General features: G+C 65.4%; 16 protein-coding genes. 5 read left to right on the top strand and 11 right to left on the bottom strand.

Translation table 11 applies throughout. From position 1 onward, the window contains the following. The first annotated feature begins 1 nt into the window (after position 1). Positions 2–544, top strand: coding sequence for a tripartite tricarboxylate transporter TctB family protein (locus QX094_RS02405; RefSeq protein WP_315712922.1), 543 nt, complete (start codon positions 2–4; stop codon positions 542–544). A 119-nt stretch (positions 545–663) separates the two neighbouring features. Further along, entirely contained in the window at positions 664–2,184 is a 1,521-nt protein-coding gene (locus QX094_RS02400; RefSeq protein ID WP_315712921.1) for a tripartite tricarboxylate transporter permease, read from the top strand. Between the two features lie 61 nt (positions 2,185–2,245). Here QX094_RS02400 and QX094_RS02395 read toward each other — a convergent pair whose 3' ends face one another. From QX094_RS02395 to QX094_RS02350, 10 genes are all read right to left on the bottom strand, one after another. After that, positions 2,246–5,305, bottom strand: coding sequence for an autotransporter domain-containing protein (locus tag QX094_RS02395; protein WP_316187629.1), 3,060 nt, complete (start codon positions 5,303–5,305; stop codon positions 2,246–2,248). Between the two features lie 896 nt (positions 5,306–6,201). Continuing rightward, positions 6,202–6,363 (bottom strand): hypothetical protein, encoded by a 162-nt coding sequence (locus tag QX094_RS02390; protein ID WP_315712919.1) that lies wholly within the window; start codon positions 6,361–6,363, stop codon positions 6,202–6,204. 167 nt (positions 6,364–6,530) lie between these two features. After that, positions 6,531–7,721, bottom strand: coding sequence for a CaiB/BaiF CoA-transferase family protein (locus QX094_RS02385; RefSeq protein ID WP_315753562.1), 1,191 nt, complete (start codon positions 7,719–7,721; stop codon positions 6,531–6,533). 139 nt (positions 7,722–7,860) lie between these two features. Next, entirely contained in the window at positions 7,861–9,081 is a 1,221-nt protein-coding gene (locus tag QX094_RS02380; RefSeq protein ID WP_316187628.1) for a phenylacetate--CoA ligase family protein, read from the bottom strand. Between the two features lie 126 nt (positions 9,082–9,207). Beyond that, positions 9,208–10,044 carry an ABC transporter ATP-binding protein gene (locus QX094_RS02375; RefSeq protein ID WP_315712917.1) on the bottom strand — a complete coding sequence of 279 codons (837 nt, stop codon included), beginning with the start codon at positions 10,042–10,044 and terminating at the stop codon, positions 9,208–9,210. A gap of 166 nt (positions 10,045–10,210) precedes the next feature. Beyond that, on the bottom strand, positions 10,211–11,497 hold the full coding sequence (locus tag QX094_RS02370; protein ID WP_316187627.1) for an ABC transporter substrate-binding protein: 1,287 nt from the start codon (positions 11,495–11,497) through the stop codon (positions 10,211–10,213). Positions 11,498–11,555: 58 nt separating this feature from the next. Continuing rightward, a complete protein-coding gene (locus QX094_RS02365; protein ID WP_315712915.1) occupies positions 11,556–12,629 on the bottom strand; it encodes a branched-chain amino acid ABC transporter permease in 1,074 nt (357 codons plus the stop codon). 3 nt (positions 12,630–12,632) lie between these two features. Next, positions 12,633–13,526, bottom strand: a complete 894-nt coding sequence (locus tag QX094_RS02360) for a branched-chain amino acid ABC transporter permease (RefSeq protein WP_316169711.1) — start codon at positions 13,524–13,526, stop codon at positions 12,633–12,635. A 121-nt stretch (positions 13,527–13,647) separates the two neighbouring features. Further along, the gene (locus QX094_RS02355) at positions 13,648–15,579 is read right to left on the bottom strand and encodes a long-chain fatty acid--CoA ligase (RefSeq protein ID WP_316187626.1); all 1,932 of its coding nucleotides are present in this window, start codon (positions 15,577–15,579) and stop codon (positions 13,648–13,650) included. Then, positions 15,576–16,397 carry an ABC transporter ATP-binding protein gene (locus QX094_RS02350; RefSeq protein ID WP_315712912.1) on the bottom strand — a complete coding sequence of 274 codons (822 nt, stop codon included), beginning with the start codon at positions 16,395–16,397 and terminating at the stop codon, positions 15,576–15,578. Before QX094_RS02350 ends, QX094_RS02355 begins: the two co-directional genes overlap by 4 nt. Positions 16,398–16,726: 329 nt before the next feature. Here QX094_RS02350 and QX094_RS02345 point away from each other — a divergent pair, with 329 nt between their 5' ends. The 3 genes from QX094_RS02345 (at position 16,727) to QX094_RS02335 (ending at position 19,553) form a co-directional block, all read left to right on the top strand. After that, positions 16,727–17,401: a Crp/Fnr family transcriptional regulator gene (locus tag QX094_RS02345; RefSeq protein ID WP_315753574.1), complete on the top strand. Its 675-nt coding sequence runs from the start codon at positions 16,727–16,729 to the stop codon at positions 17,399–17,401. A gap of 132 nt (positions 17,402–17,533) precedes the next feature. Beyond that, positions 17,534–18,616 (top strand): GDP-mannose 4,6-dehydratase, encoded by a 1,083-nt coding sequence (gmd, locus tag QX094_RS02340; RefSeq protein WP_315768775.1) that lies wholly within the window; start codon positions 17,534–17,536, stop codon positions 18,614–18,616. Beyond that, positions 18,600–19,553, top strand: a complete 954-nt coding sequence (locus tag QX094_RS02335; protein WP_315753578.1) for a GDP-L-fucose synthase — start codon at positions 18,600–18,602, stop codon at positions 19,551–19,553. Before gmd ends, QX094_RS02335 begins: the two co-directional genes overlap by 17 nt. A gap of 130 nt (positions 19,554–19,683) precedes the next feature. Here QX094_RS02335 and QX094_RS02330 read toward each other — a convergent pair whose 3' ends face one another. Then, positions 19,684–20,526: a uroporphyrinogen-III synthase gene (locus QX094_RS02330; RefSeq protein ID WP_316187625.1), complete on the bottom strand. Its 843-nt coding sequence runs from the start codon at positions 20,524–20,526 to the stop codon at positions 19,684–19,686. Positions 20,527–20,637: the final 111 nt, after the last annotated feature.

The raw sequence follows: 20,637 nt of genomic DNA, 5'->3' as shown, positions 1-20,637 counted from the left end.
GATGTCCAACGCTGAGCTCGAGATTGCCGTCGACGATCCGACCGCGCCGGAGGAGAATTCTCCGGCCGTCACCTCCACCCGGACCGTCGACGTCGCGGTCTCGCTGCTGCTGCTCGCGCTCGCGGCCGTACTCGCCTGGGACAATTGGCGGACCGGCGCGTCCTGGGACTCGACCGGTCCGGAGCCCGGCTACTTTCCGTTCTATCTGTCGGTGATCCTCGGCGGCGCCAGCCTTTACGGGATCGGCGCGGCGTTTCTGTCCAGCAAAGAAGCGGTCGAGACCTTCGTGACGCGCGCGCAGCTGCGCCGTGTGATGGCGGTGTTCGTGCCGACGCTGCTGTTCTGCATCGCCATGCAGTTTCTCGGCATCTATGTCGCGAGCTTCCTGCTCATCGCCGGGTTCATGCGTCTCGTCGGCAAGATCGCGATCTGGAAATCGCTGCTCACGGCGTTCCTGTTCAGCGCCGTGATGTTCGTGACGTTCGATGTCGTGTTCGACGTGATCATGCCGAAGGGCCCGCTCGAAGCGGCGTTCGGGTACTGACACCGGTCTCTCCGCCGTCATTGCGAGGAGCAACGCGACGACGCAATCCAGGGCTGCGCACTCGACTCTGGATTGCTTCGCTGCGCTCGCAATGACGAGGAAACAGTTGGAATGAAATCATGGAAGCCTTGGGTCTGCTGCTGCACGGGTTCGCGGTCCTCCTGACCTGGAAGACGCTGCTGCTGATGATGGTTGGGCTCGTGCTCGGCGTCTTCGTCGGCGTGCTGCCCGGGCTGGGGGGGCCCAACGGCGTCGCCATCCTGCTGCCGCTGACCTTCTCGATGGACCCGACCTCGGCCATCGTGATGCTGTCCTGCATCTACTGGGGCGCGCTGTTCGGCGGCGCCATCACCTCGATCCTGTTCAACATTCCCGGCGAGGCGTGGTCGGTGGCGACCACTTTCGACGGCTATCCGATGGCGCAGCAGGGCAAGGCGGCGGAGGCGCTGACGGCCGCCTTCACCTCGTCGTTCATCGGCTCGCTGGTCGCGGTGATGCTGATCACCTTCCTGGCGCCCTGGATCTCGTCGTTTGCGTTGAAGTTCGGTCCGCCTGAATTCTTCGCCGTGTATCTCCTGACCTTCTGCTCATTCGTGGGCTTGGGACGCGAGGACAAGCACAAGACGGTCATTGCGATGGCGCTCGGCCTGCTGCTTGCCGGCGTCGGCATGGACACCGTGTCCGGTCAGTTGCGGATGACCTTCGGCTCGACCGATCTGTTGCGCGGCATCAACTTCCTGGTCGCGGTCATCGGCCTGTTCGGCATCAGCGAGATCCTGCTGACGATGGAGGAACGCCTGGCGCTGCGCGGTCACGCCGCCGCGATCTCCTTGCGCACGGTGCTCGCCGTCTGGAAGGACCTGCCGAAATACTGGATGACCCTGCTGCGTTCCTCGGTGATCGGCTGCTGGCTCGGCATCACGCCGGGCGGCGCGATCGCGGCCTCCTTCATGGGCTACAACCTCGCCAAGCGATTCTCCAAGAATCCGGACAGTTTTGGCAAGGGACGCATTGAGGGCGTGTTCGCGCCTGAGACCGCAGCGCATGCCTCAGGCACGGCGGCGCTGTTGCCGATGCTGGCGCTCGGCATCCCCGGCTCGGGCACCGCGGCGATCCTGCTCGGCGGCCTGATGGTGTGGGGCCTCAATCCCGGCCCGCTGCTGTTCGTGGAGCACAAGGACTTCGTCTGGGGCCTGATCGCCTCGATGTATCTCGGCAATGTCGTCGGCCTCGTGCTCGTGCTTTCCACCGTGCCGATCTTCGCCTCGATCCTGCGCGTGCCGTTCGCGGCCGTGGCGCCGATGATCGTGGTGTCCTGCGCCATCGGCGCCTACGCGATCCAGAACGCGATGTTCGACGTCTGGCTGATGCTCGGCTTCGGCGTCGTCGGCTATGTCTTCAAGAAGATCAAGATCCCGCTGGCGCCGTTCACCTTGGCGCTGGTGCTCGGCAGCCGTGCCGAGGACGCGTTCCGGCAGTCGATGATCATCTCCGGCGGCAACATGAAGGTGTTCTGGGCGAACGGGCTGGTGGGCACCATCACGACGCTGGCGATCGTGCTGCTGTTCTGGCCGCTGATCGATCGTGTGATCGCGACCTTCAGCAAGTCGGGAGCGCCGGCCGCGAAGGCCGAGGCTTAGTACGGTTGTCGCTGATCACCCCTGCCAGCTGGACGCCTGCGCTCGATCGGCTACGCCGCTCCTACCACGAGTAGCGCACGCTGCCCTTGCCGGCATAGGAACGGGTGACGCTCGAGAACTCGCCTTCGAACGTCGCCATGGCGCTCCAGCCGTTCTGCCAGCTCATCTCGACCGAGGTCGTCGTCAGCGCGGAGTCGCGCGCCTGCGCGGCGCCGTTGACGACGAAGCTTGCGCCCTGCAGCGTCTGGAACGTCGCCGCGACCGAACGATCGGGATTGAAGTCGTGCGCCCAGGCGAGGCGGCCGCGCAAGGTGAGCGCGCCGTCTGCCAGCGCGTAGGACTTGTCGGTGCGCAGGCCGAACTCGGTGCGTGTGTCGGTGACGGTCTTGCCGGTGTAGCTCAGTGCGAAGGTCGACGTGCCGGAGATGGCCTGCTCCACATAGGCCGGTAGGCGCAGGCTCGTCACCTGCGCAGCCGCGTAAGGCGTCAGGCCGATGCCGCCTATGGGAGCGACGAAGCGCGTGCCGCCCTCGATGCGGCCGATCCAGGCATTGGCTTGATAGGTCGCGCGCAGCCGGTCGACACCGGAGATGGTGACGGTGCGATCCGCGGTGACGTCCTGCCAGCCATAGGCCAGGGCCGCTCTCAGATAGCTCGGGCCGATATGATGATGCAGATAGGCGCCGGCCTGGAACAGATCGGAGCGGCCGGAGCCGAGGCCGTTGACGCTGAAGCTGGTGCCGCCGCCGCCGAGCGCGAAGCCCGCAATCGTGCGCGGTGCGATCCGGTAGTCGGCGCCGACGGCGGTGCCGGCGATGCGGCTGGTGGTATCGTTGGAGCCGACGACTGCATTGCCGCTGGTCGTTTGCGAGCCGCCGAAGCCCGCCGCCCAGACATTCCAGCGCTGCGCAAACTCGGCCGGCCTGTCGTCAGTCAGCATCGCGAAAGCATCGGTGCGCTTGCGGGATGTGTCAGCATAGCTGATCGCGCCCCCGCCGCTGGCTTGACCTTGTGCGAAGGGATCGGTCAGCAGGCTGGCGAACTGGCTCATGGCGTTGAACGTGGTCTGTTGCACGCCGGTGGCGCTCTCGCCGGACGCTTGCGTGAGGCCCGCCTGGTTCAACTTGCCGAACACGACGGGAATATCGCCGGTGCGATCGAAGAACGCCGACAGCGTATCGCCGACCGTCTTCTGATTGCCGTTGAGTCCGCCGGGCACGGCGAAGGCGAGGATCAGATCGAGATAGACGTTGTTGGCGTCGTAGCTCAGGCTGGTCTTGAAGCCGGAGGGCAGGTTGGTCTTCACCACCGATCCGAAGCCGCCCGAGATGCCGCCGCTCGTGGTCAGGATGGTGTAGCGCTTGTCGATATAACCGCCGCCGGTGCCGAACACGGCGTTGACGGTGGCGCCGCCGAGGGTGGCCGTTCCGGTGACGCTCGCGAATGAGGCCGTGGTCGGATCGAGCTGCACCAGATAGTACGCACCGGACTGGAAGGCGAGATTGCCGACGATGGTCATCGACGAGCCGGCGGTGCCATTGCCCGGCGCCAGCGTGCCGCCGGCATTGATGCCGACCGTCATCGGCGGATCGACGAGACCCGCACCCGTCAGCGTGCCGCCGGCATTCACGGTCACCCCAGAGGTGTTCGTGATCGCACCTTCGACGTCGAGCACGCCGCCGTCGATGGTCGTCGCCCCGGTGTAGCTGCTGGTGCCTGACAAGGTCAGGATGCCTACGCCGACCTTGGTGAGCCCCCCCGTGCCCGAAATCGTCCCGCTGAGTGTCGCGTTGTTGCCGTTGGTATCGAACGTGCCGCCGCCGGCATTGAGGGTCACGGTCCGGCTGGAGCTGAAGCCGGCGAGATATTGCAGCGTGCCGCCACCGAACGACACGCTGCCGGAAGCATCGCCGAGATTGGCATCTGATGACACCGCGAGCGCGCCCTGGTTGATGCTCCACGGCGTAACCGCGGTCGTCGTGCCGGTCAGCGTCCAGGTCGCGGTGCCCGTCTTCACGAAACTCGAGAAGCCCTGGAATTGTGCGGTCGCGCCGATCGTGGAAACGTCGAAGCTGCCGTTCGCGGCGCCACCGAGCCGGAACGTATCGGTGCCGGTGCCGACGACGTTGCCATTGATGATCGAGCTCGCCCAGATCTCCAGCACGTTGCTGCCGCCGGTGAAGCTGATGGCGGCGGGGGCCGCGAACAATCCGAAGCCGTTACCGCGCGAGATCGTGCCGCTGTTGATGATCGCGAGATTGGCGCCGATGACGCCCGTACCGGCCGTTCCAGCCGTGCCGGAGTGACTGGTATCCGTCGCGCCGGCCACGCCTGCGTCGCCGCCGGTGATGGTGCCGGAGTTGATCAGCGTGCCGCCCGCGGCGAAGGCGACGCCGGCGGCACCACTACCACCGTCGCCACTCGCATTCGGTTGGGTGCTGGATGGCGCGTCACCACCATTTCCGCCGCCACCGCCTTTGATGGTGCCGGCGTTGTTCAGCACGACGCTGCTTCCCGTCAGAAAGATACCGTAACCGCCCTGGCCGCCATTGCCGCCCCAGCCATTCACGACGACATTTAGCGAGGCAGCCGCGCCGCCATTGCCGCCCTTGCCTCCCGTGATGCTGCTGCCATTGCTGTAGGTGAGCCCGTTGCCATCGACGACCACCCCGTATCCGCCGGCGCCGCCGCCGCCACCGCCGAAATCCCCGGTGGTGGCGCCGCCACGTCCACCATTGCCGCCGGACAGCGCTGCGGAGTTGCTCGTGTCCGTGGTTACGACGGCGCCATGTGCGCCACCGCCACCTCCGCCTCCGCTGTGAATCGAGAAGCCGCTTTGACCGCTTAGTCCGTTGGCGCCCGGACCGATCCCGCCGCTGCCACCCGGTGCGGCACCGGTCGAATCGCTGCCGCCGGCCCCGCCGAGTGTGCCGGCGCCGCCACCGCCGCCGCCTCGGGTAGGAATAGGTGCATTGGCGCCGACATTTCCAACGGCCGTGGCCGAGCTGGCACCGCCATTGGCGAAGGTGTCCTGGCTGCTGCCGCCGGCGCCGCCTCTGGTGGCCTGCGCAACGGCTGGCGCCGCCGCAAGCACCGGGGTGACCAGCGCGGCCGCTGACAACCAGCACAACCGCCTCGAGCGCGAGACCGTATGGGGACCGGATCGGTTTGCGATCAGCACGTCAGCCTTTGCATCTTCGCGATTGAATCCATGTCGTGCAGGCGCCGTCAGGCGCCTCCAATCGTGCCAGACGGCATATCGCAGCCAAGATCGCCTCGGCGGGTACTGTGATTTTTTGGGTGGATTTCGAGACGGCCTAAGTTCGTCGCTGCCTGTGACCGTCGTGCAACATTCGATACGAACCAGCCTCCGCCTCCGGTTGTGCGTGGTCGTTCCGCAACCGAATGGCGCGCATGCGGCGGGCTTGTGCAGCATGGGCTGTGGCATCAGCGATCCTGCCTCAAACGCTGCGGATAGACCGCGACGAGCACCTGAATTGCCCAGATTCTCCCTGCGCGTCAGCCTCGCGGACCGAGCAGACCAAACGCGGCGGGTGAACAGGCCACACGCTGAGGCTCCCACGACCATCGGCATCAGTTGCGAGTTTCTGATTGGGACCATGCCGTAATTGGTTCGCGGATTGTGGTGGATAGGACTTGGCTGGGAACACCAAAACAATCGTACCGATGTTCGAAGCCGTCCGGTGCTTCTCCAGAGGTTGTGTCTTTGCGATGACAGCATTTTAGGCAGAGCGGTGATAGGCTCCATTCATGGGCAGATATCGTTCTGCTCACGCGCGGTGCCTGATCTCTGGTCATCGCGCCCTGATGTTTCCTCCCGAGACGATCACCTTGCCCGGCGCGTGCGTCGGGCTTTTTTTTGCGTTCGGTGGATCAGAGTTCGCAGCTCATCCCGTCGCCCTCGAAAAGAAAAAGCCTCCGTCCGGCTTTCGGAACGAAGGCTTCGAGCAAAGATGATGCAGGTCAGCGGGCGCGCGGACCCGAGGCGAGTCAGCCTCAGTGGGCCTTCTCCGCAACCGGCATGTGGTACCAGTCGGACTCATTGTCGAGCATCGTTTCGTCGAACGGCAGAACGCCGACGTGATTCAGAGCGGCCGCGTTGACGTCGCGCACCATGTCCATCGCCGTCAGAAACTCGTTCAATTCCGTCGCGCTCATGGAAGGCTACTCCTCACACGCGCGGGCCGAAGGGGTCCGCGATCAACTGATGCGAAGAGATTAACGCGGTCTCCCTCTGGCCTCAATCCCGCCCAGGTCGAAGTTCCAACGTGGTGACATCTGGGCCACAGCGGCGGGATGCCGCAGCTTGGTCATATTGCACCTGCTCACACGACGCGGTGCAGCCGGAGATCGGCGATCTCGCCATCGGTGAAGCCGAACTCGGAGAGGATCTCCTCAGTCTGCTCGCCGAACTCGGGCGGCCGTGCCGCCATCCGGCTCGGCGTGCGCGACAAGGTGAAGGGCTGCGCCACCAGCGTGATGTCGCGGCCGTCGTCGCTGGCGACCTGCTGCGCCATGCCGAGATGCTTCACCTGCGGGTCCTCGAACATCTGATCGATCGCGTAGATCGGCCCGCAGGGCACGCCGGCGGCATTGAGCTCGGCGACCCATTGCTCGCTCGTCTTCGCCAGCGTGCGCGCATTGATCTCGGCGTTGAGCGCATCGCGGTTCTTGGAGCGCGCCGGCGCGGTCGCGTAGTCCGGATTGTCGATCCATTCGGGCGCGCCGAGCGTCTGGCACAGCCGCTCCCAGATCCGCCCCCCCGTGGCGGCGATGTTGATGTAGCCGTCGGAAGTCTTGAACACGCCGGTCGGAATGCTGGTCGGATGGTTGTTGCCGGCTTGAGGGGCGACCTCCTTCTCCATCAGCCAGCGTGCGGCCTGGAAGTCGAGCATGAAGATCTGCGCCTGCAACAACGACGTCTGCACCCACTGGCCCTCACCGGAGACCTCGCGCTCGAGCAGCGCGGTGAGGATGCCCATCGCGCAGGACAGGCCTGCGGAGAGATCGGCGATCGGGATGCCCGCGCGCATCGGGCCCTCGCCAGGCGCGCCGGTGATCGACATCAGCCCGCCCATGCCCTGCGCGATCTGATCGAAGCCCGGCCGCTTCGCATAGGGGCCGTCCTGGCCGAAACCGGAGATGCTGCCATAGACGATGCGCGGATTGACGTTGCGCACGGCCTCGTAGTCGATGCCGAGCTTGGTCTTCACATCAGGGCGATAGTTCTCGATGACGACATCGGCCCGCTTGGCCAGCCGCATGAACACCTCGACGCCCTTTGGGTCTTTCAAGTTGAGCGTCATCGCGCGCTTGTTGCGATGCAGGTTCTGGAAGTCGGAACCGCGGCGCGGGCCGCCCAGGGCCTCGCCACCATCCTCCATCATGGCGTCGATCTTGATGACGTTGGCGCCCCAATCGGCGAACTGCCGCGCGCAGGTCGGGCCGGCGCGCACCCGCGTCAAATCGAGGACGGTGAAGCGGGACAGGGCTTTGGACGCGCGCGGAAAGGCCATGCGGACGAACTCCGAGAGAACGTGACATGGCTGTATAGGAGAGCGCGCGGGAGGCGACAATTGCGTGCGGGCGGTGCGGGCCGCCCCGCTCATGCCGCTGGCGCAGGGCTTCCTGCTATACGGGAACAACGCGAGGACTTCACCGCTCGTCGGCGATCACCTTGCCGTCGTTGGGCAGCGTGCCTGGTGTGATCAGCTCGATGCTGCCGCCGAGCTTGGTGATGTTGCGCAGGCTGGCGGCGAGCGCGTCCTGCAGGCCATCTGATGGCGAGGCGCATTCCGCCTTCAGCGTCATCGCATCGGTCTCGCCGGCGCGGGTGACGACCAGGCGGAGGCGGCCGAGCTCCGGGTGGCGCTTGCCGATCTCGGCGACCTGCTCGGGGCGCACGAACATGCCCTTGATCTTGGTGGTCTGGTCGGCGCGGCCCATCCAGCCCTTGATGCGCATGTTGGTGCGGCCGCAGGCGCTGGTGCCGGGCAGGGTGGCGGTGAGGTCGCCGAGGGCAAGGCGAATCCAGGGATGGTGGCGATCGAGCGAGGTGACGACGATCTCGCCGACATCGCCTGGCGTCACCGGATCGCCGGTGCCGGGGCGGACGATCTCCAAGATCAGGTCCTCGTTGACGACCATGCCGTCGCGCGCTGCGGTCTCATAGGCGACGATGCCGAGATCGGCGGTGCCGAACGCCTGATAGGCATCGATGCCGCGCGCCTTGATCTCGGCCTGCAGCGACGGCGGGAACGCCGCGCCCGACACCAGCGCGCGCTTGAGCGAGGACACGTCGCGGCCGGCGCTGGCGGCGCCGTCGAGCAGGATCTTCAGGAAGTCGGGCGTGCCGCTGTAGCCGATCGGGCGATAGGCCTCGATCAGCTCGAACTGCGCCTCGGTGTTGCCCGGGCCAGCCGGGATCACCGCGCAGCCGAGCGCGCGCGCCGAGGCGTCGAAGATGAAGCCGCCGGGCGTGAGGTGATAGCTGAAGGTGTTGAGCACGACATCGCCGCTGCGGAAGCCCGAGGCGAACAGGGCGCGGGCGCCGCGCCAGGGATCGCTGTGCGCCGCCTCCGGTTCGAAGATCGGCCCGGGCGACGTGAACAGACGCGAGAACGCGCCGGGCGCCTGCGCGACGAAGCCGCCGAATGGCGGGGCCGCCTTGTGCAGGGCAGGCAGCTCGGATTTGCGCAGCACCGGCAGTTGCGCGAGCTTAGCGCGCGTCGTGATGTCCTGGGGATCGATGCCCTGCAGCAGCGCGGCATAGGCCGGCGCCTTCATCGCCGCGTGCAGCACGTCGGGCAGGCGCCCGAACAGATCCTGCTCGCGGGCTGCGGGATCACGGGTTTCGAGGGCGTCGTAGTGGGTCATCGTACCCAGTCCTTGAATCTTGCGGTCGTCATGCCCGGGCTTGTCCCGGGCATCCACGTCGTTCGTCGTTGCGGCTCGTGCGTGGATGGCCGGGTCAAGCCCGGCCATGACGAGGAGAGAGTTCGGCTACAGCCACCGCTTCCGCCGCTTGAAGCTCTTCAGGTTCTTGAAGCTCTTGCGCTGGTCGCCGGCGCCGCCGAGGTAGAATTCCTTGACGTCCTCGTTGTCGCGCAAGCTGTCGGCGGTGCCGTCGAGCACCACCTTTCCCTGTTCCATGATGTAGCCGTGGCTGGCCACCGACAGCGCCGCGCGCGCATTCTGCTCGACCAGCAGGATGGTGACGCCGAGATCCCTGTTGATCTCCTTGATGATCGCGAACACTTCCTTCACCAGCAGCGGCGACAGGCCCATCGACGGCTCATCCATCAGGATCATCTTCGGCCGCGCCATCAGCGCCCGTCCGATCGCCAGCATCTGCTGTTCGCCGCCGGAAAGATAACCCGCAAGGCCGGTGCGTTCCTTCAGCCGCGGGAAATAGTTGAACACCATCTCGATGTCACTGTTGACCTCGCGATCGGATCGCGTGAACGCCCCGAGCTTGAGGTTCTCCAGCGACGTCATGTCGGAGACGATGCGGCGGCCCTCCATGACCTGGAAGATGCCGCGGCGGACGATCTTCTCCGGATCGATGCCGTCGATGCGCGTGCCGTCGAACATGATCTCGCCGCGCGTGACCTCGCCGTCCTCGGTTTTCAACAGGCCGGAGATCGCCTTCAGCGTCGTCGACTTGCCGGCGCCGTTGGCGCCGAGCAGCGCAACGATCGCGCCCTTGGGCACGTCGAGGCTGAGGCCGCGCAGCACCAGGATGACGTCGTCATAGACGACCTCGATGTTGCGGACGGAGAGCAGGGGGGCTGCGCTCGCGGTCGCATTTGCATTGGGCTTATCGAGGGTCTCAACCATATCCGTTCACCTCACTGTCGTCCCCCGCGGGAGGCGGGGGACCCAGTATTCCAGAGCCGCCGATGCTCGGTGGAGAAGCCGCGGCGTACTGGATCCCCCGCTTTCGCGGGGGATGACGATGGCGTGCGGAGCGGCTGCTGAGTTGATTCAGCGGCCGCCTGGCAACTTACCAACCCGCCCATTCCGCCTTGCGCGGCAGCTCGATGGTCTTGACCTTCTCGAGCTTGATCACGCCCTTGGCCATGAGATCGTTGAGGTCGCCATCGGTCGGGCCGGTTACCTTGGCGCGATACAGGTCGACCTTCATCGTGCCGCGATGATCCTTGTCGGTCCAGGTCGAGGGGCTGCAGACGCCTTCCATCCCTGCGGGCACCCAGTCCTTCTTCTGGTAGAAGCCCTTGGCGACGTTCTCGCCGGTGGCGCCGCCGTTCTTCGCAGCCCACTCGATCGCCTCCTTCATGTAGAGCGACGAGCAGACCGCGGCGACATAGTGCACTGGTCGATAGACCTTGCCGGTCGGGTCGGACATCTTGGAGATCTCCTGCACCGTCTTCATGCCCGGCGCGTCGCCGCCCCAGGCCACCGAGGTGCGCAGCGGAAAGACGACGCCGTCGGCGGCATCGCCCGCGGTCTTGGCGGCGTTCTCGTCCATGCCCCAGACGTTGGACAGGAATTGGACGTCGACGCCGGCATTCTTGCAGGCCTTCATCACCGAGATGTTGGAGGCCGCGGTGTTGCCCAGATAGGCGTAGTTGGCGCCGGAGCTCTTCAGGCTCAGGCACTGCGCGCTGTAGTCGCCGGGCGCCAGCGCGAACACCAGCGGCGGCAGCACCTCGAAGCCGAGCTCGGTGGCGAGCGCTTCGCCCGCGGCCTTCGGCGCGTTGGGATAGGGATGGTTGGCGCCCATGTGCACGAATTTCGGCTTGCCGGGCTTGCCCTTCGACTTCCAGTCCTCGGCCGCCCAGGTCAGCTCGGCGCGCAGTGCGTCCGAGTAGCTTGGGCCGTAGAAGAAGTTGTACGGCGCGGCCTTGGCCTTGCCGCTGGTGCCTTCAGGGTCGGTCAGCGCGGCGGCGTAGGAGCCGGACATGTCAGGGATCTTGTCGTTGGCGAGGAAGCCGGTCAGCGCCTCGGTGTCCGCGGTGCCCCAGCCCATGATCGCCGCGACCTTGTTGTCCGGGGCCGACCACTTCTTGTACAGCGCGATCGCGCGCGGCACCTGGTAGCCGTAGTCGTTGCTGTCGACCGCGAGCTGCTTGCCGCCGATGCCGCCGTTCTTGTTGACCCAGGCGAAGGTGTCCATCACGGCCTGGCCATAGGGCGTGCCGACGTCGGACGTGCCGCCCGAGAGATCCTGCAGATGTCCGATTGCGATCTGCTGCGCCTGCGCCGTTGAGGCGAAGGCGCCTGCGAGCAGCGCCAGCGCCGCCGAGCCGAGCAATGATTTCATCGTCATAGTGCTTCCTCCTGTGATGCGTTCGGGCCGGATTGTCGCCGGTCCCTGTTGGTTGAGTTCAATGTGAGAACGGATAGAGCTTCCAGTATGTCTTGATCTGGCGCCAGCGATGCGCCAGCCCGTCGGGCTCGAACATCAGGAAGGCGATGATGATCAGGCCGATCGCAATCTCGCGCAAAAAAGTGATGTTGTTGTTGAGCGCGAGCGCCTTGTCGATCGCGCCGCCCTTGAGGTGGTGGCTCAGCCATTCCATCGATTCCGGCAGCAGAACGACGAATGCTGTCCCCATCAGGGTGCCCATGATCGAACCGGTGCCGCCGATGATGATCATGGCGAGAAACAGGATCGAGCGCTCGATGCCAAAGCCTTCCTGCGAGATCACCAGCTGGTAGTGCGCGTAGAGCGCGCCGGCAATGCCGGCGAAGAACGCGGCGAGGCCGAACGACAGCGTCCGGTACTTCGTCAGGTTGATGCCCATGATCTCGGCCGAGAGATAGTGGTCGCGGATTGCGATCAGCGCGCGGCCGTCGCGGGTGCGCATCAGGTTGGTGACCAGGAGGTAGCACACCACGACATAGGCCAGCACGACGTAGAAATATTGCCGGTCGCCGCGCAGCGTATAGCCGAAGATCGAGAACGGATTGGCGGAGGCCGGCACCGAGCCGCCGGAGAACCACTCGGCGCGGGAGAAGAAGTCGAGCAGGATGTATTGCGCGGCGAGGGTGGCGATGACGAGATAGAGACCCTTCAGCCGCGCCGCCGGAAGTCCGAAAATCAGCCCGACGAGTGCTGTGATCACCCCGGCGAGCGGGATCGCGAAGAACACCGGGATCGCGTAGGTGTTGTTGATATAGGCCGAGGTGAAGGCGCCGAGCAGGAAGAAGCCGGCCTGTCCGATCGAGATCTGGCCGGTGAAGCCGACCAGGATGTTGAGGCCTAGTGCGGCGATGGCGAAGATGCCGATCTGGATCGAGACCGACAGCCAGTATTCGGAGAACACCTGCGGCGCGAAGCACAGGAGGATCACGCCGGCGATCGCGAAATTGCGGCTGGTTCTGGTCGGGAAGATCGTGGTGTCGGCCGCGTAAGAGGTGCGGAAGTCGCCGGCGGGTATCGTGGAGCGCGCAACCATGATTCAGATCCGCTCGATGTCTTTGGTGCCGAACAGGCCGTAGGGCTTGATCATCAGGATGATGATCAGCACGTAGAATGGCGCGATCTCGTACAGATTGCCCCAGTGCAGATACTGGCTGTCGACATACTGCGCGATGTTCTCGAGGAGGCCGATGATGATGCCGCCGAGCACGGCGCCACCGACCGAGTCGAGGCCGCCGAGGATCGCCGCCGGAAAAACCTTGATGCCGTAGGCCGACAGGCCGGAGGAGACGCCGTTGACCACGGCGACGACAACACCGGCCACGGCCGAGACCGTTGCCGAGATGGCCCAGGCCATCGCGAACACGTTCTTGACGGAGATGCCGAGCGACTGCGCGACCTGCTGGTCGAAGGCGGTCGCCCGCATCGCCAGGCCATATTTGGAGGCCTTGAAGAACCAAGCCATGCCGAGCATCATCAGGACCGATACCACGAGGCTCATGACGTAGACCGTCTGGATTTGAAGTCCGAACAGGTCGACGGACGTGCTGGCGAACACTGGCGGGAACGGCTGGGGGTTGACGCCGAACATCCATTTCAGCGCCGCCTGAAACACGGTCGAAAGGCCGATCGTGACCATGATGACGGAGATGATCGGCTCCCCGATCATCGGACGGAGGATCACGACCTGGATCGCGATGCCGAACGCGAACATGAAGACCAGCGTCAGCGGCATGCCGACCCAGAACGGCACCTGATATTTCGTCAGCAATGCCCAGCACACCCAGGCGCCGATCAGCAGCAGCTCGCCTTGCGCGAAATTGACGACCTGGGTCGCCTTGTAGATCAGCACGAACGACATCGCGACCACGCCATAGAGCGTTCCGACGACGAGGCCGTTGACCAGGAGCTGGATGAGGAAGGCGGTGTTCATGATCGTTCTCACTCGTCACCGCCGGGCTTGACCCGGCGATCCATCGCGAAGGAGATTTTCGGAAGAGGATGGATGCGCGGGTCAAGCCCGCGCATGACGACCTCATGTGGCAGAAGGCGCATCACTCCGCGGCCTCCGCCATGGCGCCATGTCCACCCAGATCCACCACCTTCAGCGTCGTGCGGATGCGCTGGGTGGTGCCGTCCTGGAAGCGGATGACGGTATCGACGGGGATGGCAGGCTTGCCGCCATAGATGCCGTCGATGATATCGGCGTACTTCTCGTTGATGACGCTGCGACGCACCTTGCGCGTACGTGTGAGCTCGCCGTCGTCGGCGTCGAGCTCCTTGTAGAGCAGGAGGAAGCGGGCGATGCGCTGCGCCGGCGGCAGGTGGGCGTTGACGGTCTCGACCTCCTTCTGCAACAGCGCGTAGACCTCGTTGCGCGAGGCGAGATCGGAGTAGGTGGTGAACGCGATGCGGTTCTTCTCCGCCCATTTCGAGATGATCGAGTAGCGGATGCAGATCATCGCGGCGAGATGCTCGCGGCCGGCGCCGAGCACGACGGCCTCGGCAATATACGGCGAGAACTTCAGCTTGTTCTCGATATATTGCGGCGAGAAGCGTTCGCCGCGCGCGGTCTCGGCGAGATCCTTGATGCGGTCGATGACGACGAGCTGCTTCGCCTCGTTGAAATAGCCGGCGTCGCCCGAATGCATCCAGCCGTCCTTGACGTCGGCGGCCGAGGCTTCCGGGGCCTTGTAGTAGCCCAGGAACATGTTCGGATGGCGTACCAGGATCTCGCCGATCCCCTGGCTGTCGGGCTGGTCGATCTTGATCTCGATGTCCTCAGCCATCGGCACGCCCGTCGTGTCCGGATCGACCTTGTCGGCCGGGTGCAGCGTGTAGGCCCCGAGCAGCTCGGTCTGGCCGTAGAGCGTGCGCAAGGGCACGCCCATGGCGCGGAAGAACTTGAACGTGTCGGGCCCGAGCGCGGCGCCGCCGGTGGCGGCCGAGCGCAACCGGGTGAAGCCGAGCCGGTCGCGCAGTGCCCGGAACAGCAGCATGTCGGCAAGGCTCGAATGCTGGCCCCTCTCCAGCGCGGCAAGGCCGGTCGACATGCCCAGATGATACAGCCGCTGCTTCAGCGGCGAGGCGTCCATGGCGGCGGCACGGACGTCGGCCGCGATCTGCTCCCACACCCTCGGTGCGAACAGCACGAAGGTCGGCGCGATCTCGCGGAAGTCGTTCATCATCGTATCGGGCTCTTCGACGAAGTTGACCTTCATCCGGCAGAGCAGACCTTTGCCGAGCGCATAGACCTGTTCCATGATCCAGGGCAGCGGCAGCACCGAGACGTATTCGTCCTCCGGTCCCTTGGGATCGAAGGCGAGATAGGTGGCGCAATGCTTGAGCACGCGCGCGGCCGAGAGCATCGCGAGCTTTGGATGCGAGGTCGTGCCCGAGGTGGTGCAGAGGATGGCGACGTCGTCGCCGACGGTTGCATCGACCATGCGGTCGTAGAGATCGGGCTCGCGCGCCGCCCGGTTGCGGCCGAGCTCGGCGAGCTTGTCCGCCGGCAGCAGCCTGGGATCGTCATATTTGCGCATGCCGCGCGGATCGGAATAGACGATGTGCTTGAGCGCCGGCACGCGCTCGGCGAGGTTGAGCAGCTTGTCGACCTGCTCCTCATCCTCAGCGAACACCAGTCGCGCCTCGCCGTAATTGAGCAGGTAGGCGGCCTCGTCGTCGAGCACGTCCCGATAGAGCCCGAGGCTCATGGCCCGGATCGCATGCGTCGCGACCTCCGCGGCAACCCAGTCCGGCCGGTTGTCGCCGATGATGCCGATCACGTCGTCCTTGCCGAGGCCGAGCTCCACCATGCCGAGCGCGAAATCGCGCACGCGCGCCTGGTAGTCGGCCCAGGTGAAGGTGCGCCACAGCCCGAGATTCTTCTCGCGCAGCGCGATCTCCGTCCCGTGCTCTTTCGCGTTCAGCCGTAGCAGCTTCGGATAGGTGTCGGCCTGCTTGACGCGACCCGCATAGTCCATCATGCCGCGTCCTCCGCGATGGACGGCGCCTCGTCGGGATCGACCAGCAGTTCGTCCTCCTCGCCGAGATAGGCACGCTTGACGTGAGGATCGGCGAGCACGGCGGCCGGGTCGCCCTCGGCGATCTTGCGGCCGAAATCGAGCACCATGACGCGATGGGAGATGTCCATGACCACGCCCATGTCGTGTTCGATCATCACGACCGTCATGCCGAATTCCTCGTTGAGGTCGACGATGTAGCGCGCCATGTCCTCTTTCTCCTCGAAGTTCATGCCGGCCATCGGCTCGTCGAGGAGGATCAGATGCGGCTCCAGCGCCATGGCGCGCGCCAGTTCGACGCGCTTGCGCAAACCGTAGGAGAGGGTGCCGGCGGGCGCCTTGCGCACCGACTGCAGGTCGAGGAAGTCGATGATCTGCTCGACCTTCTCGCGATGCTTCAGCTCCTCGCGCCGCGCGCCGGTGAGCCAATACAGAGAGCCGGTGAGGAAATTGTTCTTCAGCAGGTGATGGCGCCCGACCATGATATTGTCGAGCACGCTCATGTGGTGGAACAGCGCGAGGTTCTGGAAGGTGCGGCCGATGCCGATGTTGGCGCGCGCGCTCGGTGGCAGGCCGGTGATGTCGCGGCCGCGATGGAACAGGCGGCCCTCGGTCGGCTTGTAGCGGCCGGAGATGCAGTTGACGATCGAGGTCTTGCCGGCGCCGTTCGGGCCGATGATCGAGAACAACTCGCCCTCGCGCACGCCGAAGCTGACGTCGGTCAGGGCTCGCACCCCACCGAAACGCAGCGACACTCCGCGCGCTTCCAACGTATAGTCCAAGTCGTCCTCCCGAACTGTCTTCGGCGCTTGGCGCGCTCTTCAAGGCATCGTGTCGCGCGACGTTGAGTTCGTCGCATTGGGTGCAATCCTATCCCGGGCATCGGTTCCGCGCCATCCGACGAATGACGGGCCACCCGGGCGGGCGCATTTTGCCGCATCTCGATGCGCCTCGTCCGTGTCCAGAGGCGCGAGTCGAAGACGGTGGTCCTCGATAGGGGAAAGCGCTATCAGGAATTGTCTTGCGCCTGACAATTCCCAGGCAATATTCACTGCAGGATTGTTGCGATGCAATATGGTCGCCGCGAGCTTCGACGAGACGAGATGCCGGCTTGATCTCTCCCGATACCCTTCTGCGCATCGCGCCCTGGTCCCGCCATCTGAAGCCCGAGGAAATCGACACGGCTGCGGCCGGCATCGTCGAGCGGTCGTTTGCGGCCAACGAGCACATCTTCCTTCGCGGCGATCAATTCGACTACTGGACCGGGATCGTCACCGGTCTCGCGCGGATGAGCACGGTGTCGCGCGGCGGCAAGGCGACGACATTCGCCGGCATGTCGGCGGGCGCCTGGTTCGGCGAGGGCAGCGTGCTGAAGAACGAGCTGCGCCGCTATGACGTCGTGGCGCTGCGCGATACGCGCGTCGCGCTGATGGAGCGGCCGACCTTCATGCGGCTGTTCGAGAACAGCGTCGGCTTCAACCGCTTCCTCGTCACCCAGCTCAACGAGCGGCTCGGCCAGTTCATTGGCCTCGTCGAGGTCGGCCGCACGCTGGATGCGACGGCGCGGCTCGCCCGCAGCATTGCCTCGCTGTTCAATCCGATCCTCTACCCGAATACGACCCGCCATCTGGAGATCACCCAGGAGGAGATCGGCGCGCTGTCGGGCCTGTCGCGGCAGAACGCCAATCAGTGTCTCAAGACGCTGGAGCGCGAGGGCCTGCTGCGGGTGGAGTATGGCGGGGTGACGGTGCTCGATCTCGACCGCCTGCGCTGCTACGGGGATTAGGTCCTGCTTTTCGTTGCGCCGATACGGGATTGATCCAACGCCTGTTTTCCGTTGAGCTTGACCGGCGGCTTCGGCTGTGGACTGCTCGCCGGGAACTTCGGCCCGAGGGGGCGCGACGGTGTTGGAGTGAGCATGGCGGGGAAGGATTGCAGCGGCCGCGTGGCGCTGATCACGGGCGTCACGGGCCAGGACGGCGCGTATCTGGCCGAATATCTGCTCGGTCTCGGCTACACCGTGCACGGGATCAAGCGGCGGTCATCGTCCTTCAATACCGCGCGGATCGACCATCTCTACCAGGATCCGCACGAAGGCAACGTGCCGTTCCTGCTGCACTACGGCGACATGACCGATTCCACCAACCTGATCCGGCTGGTGCAGCAGATCCGCCCCGACGAGATCTACAATCTCGCCGCCCAGAGCCACGTCGGCGTCAGCTTCGAGAGTCCGGAATACACCGCCAATGCCGACGCGCTCGGGGTCCTGCGCTTGTTGGAAGCCATTCGCATTCTCGGCATGGAGAAGCAGACGCGCTTCTACCAGGCCTCGACCTCGGAGCTGTACGGCCTGGTGCAGGAGATCCCGCAACGGGAGACCACGCCGTTCTATCCGCGCTCGCCCTATGGCTGCGCCAAGCTCTACGGCTACTGGATCACGGTGAACTATCGCGAGGCCTACGGGATGTTCGCCTGCAACGGCATCCTGTTCAACCACGAGAGCCCGATCCGTGGCGAGACCTTCGTGACCCGCAAGATCACCCGCGGCGTCGCCCGCATCGAAACCGGCCTGGAGGAGACGATCTATCTCGGCAATCTCGAGGCCAAACGCGACTGGGGCCATGCGCGCGACTATGTCGAGGGCATGCATCGCATCCTGCAGGCCGATACGCCCGACGATTTCGTGCTGGCGACCGGTGAGACCCATTCGGTGCGCGAACTGGTCGAACTCGCCTTCGCCGAGGTCGGTCGCCGCATCGAATGGCGCGGCGAGGGGGTCGAGGAGACCGGGATCGACGCCAAGTCCGGCAAGGCGGTGGTGCGGATCGACCCGACCTATTTCCGACCGACCGAGGTCGACCTCTTGATCGGCGATTGCAGCAAGGCGCGCGACAAGCTCGGATGGAAACCAAGGACGAGCTTCGCCCAACTGGTCAAGGAGATGGTCGCCAGCGATCTGTGCGCCGCGCGGCGGGAGGCGAGCAGTGGCCACGCCGTTTGATCTCCGCGGCAAGCGTGTCTTCGTCGCCGGCCATCGCGGGATGGTCGGCAGCGCGCTGGTGCGGCGGTTGGCGAGCGAAGGCGTCGAGTTGCTCACGGTGCCGCGTGGCGAGGTCGATCTGCGCGACCAGGCGGCGGTGTTCGCATGGTTCGCGCGCGCCAGGCCGCAGGTAGTGTTCCTTGCTGCGGCGAAGGTCGGCGGCATCGTCGCCAACAACACGCTGCGCGCCGAGTTCATCTACGACAACATTGCCATTGCTGCCAATGTCATCCACGCCGCGCATGTGAATGGCGCCGAGAAGCTGATGTTTCTCGGTTCCTCCTGCATCTATCCGAAGCTTGCCGCGCAGCCACTGCGCGAGGACGCCATGCTGACCGGGCCGCTGGAGCCGACCAACGAGCCCTATGCGATCGCCAAGATCGCCGGCATCAAGATGGTCGAGGCCTATCGCAGCCAGTACGGCGCCGACTTCATCAACGTGATGCCGACCAATCTCTACGGTCCCGGCGACAACTACCATCCTGAATACAGCCACGTCGTCGCGGCGCTGATCCGCCGTTTCCACGAGGCCCGGCTCGCCGATGCGCCCGAGGTGGTCGTCTGGGGCACGGGAACGCCGCGGCGCGAATTCCTCTATGTCGACGACATGGCGGATGCCTGCGTGCACCTGATGAAGACCTATTCCGACGCCGGGCTGGTCAACATCGGCACCGGCGAGGACATCACGATTGCCGATTTCGCCCGTGTGGTCGCGGCAACGGTCGGCTATCAGGGACGGATCAGCTTCGACACCTCGCGGCCAGACGGCACGCCGCGCAAGCTGCTCGACGTGTCGCGCCTCGCCGCGCTCGGCTGGCGCGCGACGACGTCGCTGAAGGACGGCATCGCGCGCGCGTATCAAGCGTTCCTGCAGGAGAGGGGGCACGCGCAAGCGTAACCCTCCGCTGTCGTCCCGGCCTTGAGCCGCGACCCATAACCACCGAATGCTGTGAGACGCGCGGAATGTGCCGTTTGCCCATGTCAGACATCACGCGGTACGGGTCCCGGCGTTCGCCGGGACGACACCATTAGTTTGGTGAAGCGCGTGGCACTTTCACGCCCAGCGCCGTGGCCATCGCCGAAATCAGCGGCTTCATGAAATAGGCCTCGCCCGCCGGCGTGATCGACGGCGCCAGCCCATGCGCAGCCAGCTCCTCCGTCACCACGGGCCCGACCGAGGCGATCTGCGTGCGTGCCAGCCCCTCGCGCAGGCGTGCCTCGACGCCGTGCGCCCTGGCCACGTCGAACAGCCGCCGCGGCTGGCCGGAGCTCGTCAGCGCGATCGCATCGACCTTGCCGGCGATCATCTCGTCGATCGCGGTGAGGATGTTCGCATCCGCCGCCTTGGCGTCATAGACGTAGGGCAGCACGGGATCGACCTCGGCGCCCGCGGCCTTGATGGCGCCGATCAGTGCCGAATGGTCCTTGTCGGGATAGAGCTGCAGGCCGAGCCGATGACCCTGGAGATCGTAGCGCGACAGCAGCTCAGCCACGCCTTCGGATGTCGGCTTCTCGGTCGTGACCTGCGGCTCGAGCCCGAGCTCGCGCAAAGCGCGACCCGGCTTCGGGCCACGGGTGAACTTGCGTGTTTTGCCGAGCGCGGCGATGAACTCCGCTTGGAGGCCGATCCGGCGCACCACGGTCATCAGCCGCCGCAGGCCTTCGCCGGTCATCAGCACCACGTCATCGAACGGCCGCTCGATGCAGCGGCGGATCCAGGCCTCGATCGGCACCGGGTCCGGCGCATCCTCGATCGTGAACATCGGACATTGCAGCACGTCGGCGCCCTGCTCGGCGAGCAGTCGCGAGAACTGCGCCTCCTCGCGGGTTTCCAGGATCAGGATGCGCTTGCCGGTCAGCCTGTCAGCCATGGCGATGCTCGAAGTTTGAGAGTTGATGTTTTGTTCATCCTGCCCCCGCGCCGGGCGTTGGCGCAAGCGCGCGGAGGGTGGTAGAGCAGGGCCCGAACGGGCGCCAAGCCT

Origin of the sequence: Bradyrhizobium sp. SZCCHNS1050, assembly GCF_032484785.1 — a bacterium.
Classification (GTDB): Bacteria; Pseudomonadota; Alphaproteobacteria; order Rhizobiales; family Xanthobacteraceae; genus Bradyrhizobium.
This window is presented reverse-complemented; position numbering and strand designations above follow the sequence as displayed.

Coding starts and splice junctions, on each gene's coding strand:
- QX094_RS02405 (WP_315712922.1), top strand. CDS start 2: ATGTCCAACGCTGAGCTCGAGATTGCCGTCGACGATCCGACCGCGCCG.
- QX094_RS02400 (WP_315712921.1), top strand. CDS start 664: ATGGAAGCCTTGGGTCTGCTGCTGCACGGGTTCGCGGTCCTCCTGACC.
- QX094_RS02390 (WP_315712919.1), bottom strand. CDS start 6,363: ATGAGCGCGACGGAATTGAACGAGTTTCTGACGGCGATGGACATGGTG.
- QX094_RS02385 (WP_315753562.1), bottom strand. CDS start 7,721: ATGGCCTTTCCGCGCGCGTCCAAAGCCCTGTCCCGCTTCACCGTCCTC.
- QX094_RS02380 (WP_316187628.1), bottom strand. CDS start 9,081: ATGACCCACTACGACGCCCTCGAAACCCGTGATCCCGCAGCCCGCGAG.
- QX094_RS02375 (WP_315712917.1), bottom strand. CDS start 10,044: ATGGTTGAGACCCTCGATAAGCCCAATGCAAATGCGACCGCGAGCGCA.
- QX094_RS02370 (WP_316187627.1), bottom strand. CDS start 11,497: ATGACGATGAAATCATTGCTCGGCTCGGCGGCGCTGGCGCTGCTCGCA.
- QX094_RS02365 (WP_315712915.1), bottom strand. CDS start 12,629: ATGGTTGCGCGCTCCACGATACCCGCCGGCGACTTCCGCACCTCTTAC.
- QX094_RS02360 (WP_316169711.1), bottom strand. CDS start 13,526: ATGAACACCGCCTTCCTCATCCAGCTCCTGGTCAACGGCCTCGTCGTC.
- QX094_RS02355 (WP_316187626.1), bottom strand. CDS start 15,579: ATGATGGACTATGCGGGTCGCGTCAAGCAGGCCGACACCTATCCGAAG.
- gmd (WP_315768775.1), top strand. CDS start 17,534: ATGGCGGGGAAGGATTGCAGCGGCCGCGTGGCGCTGATCACGGGCGTC.
- QX094_RS02330 (WP_316187625.1), bottom strand. CDS start 20,526: ATGGCTGACAGGCTGACCGGCAAGCGCATCCTGATCCTGGAAACCCGC.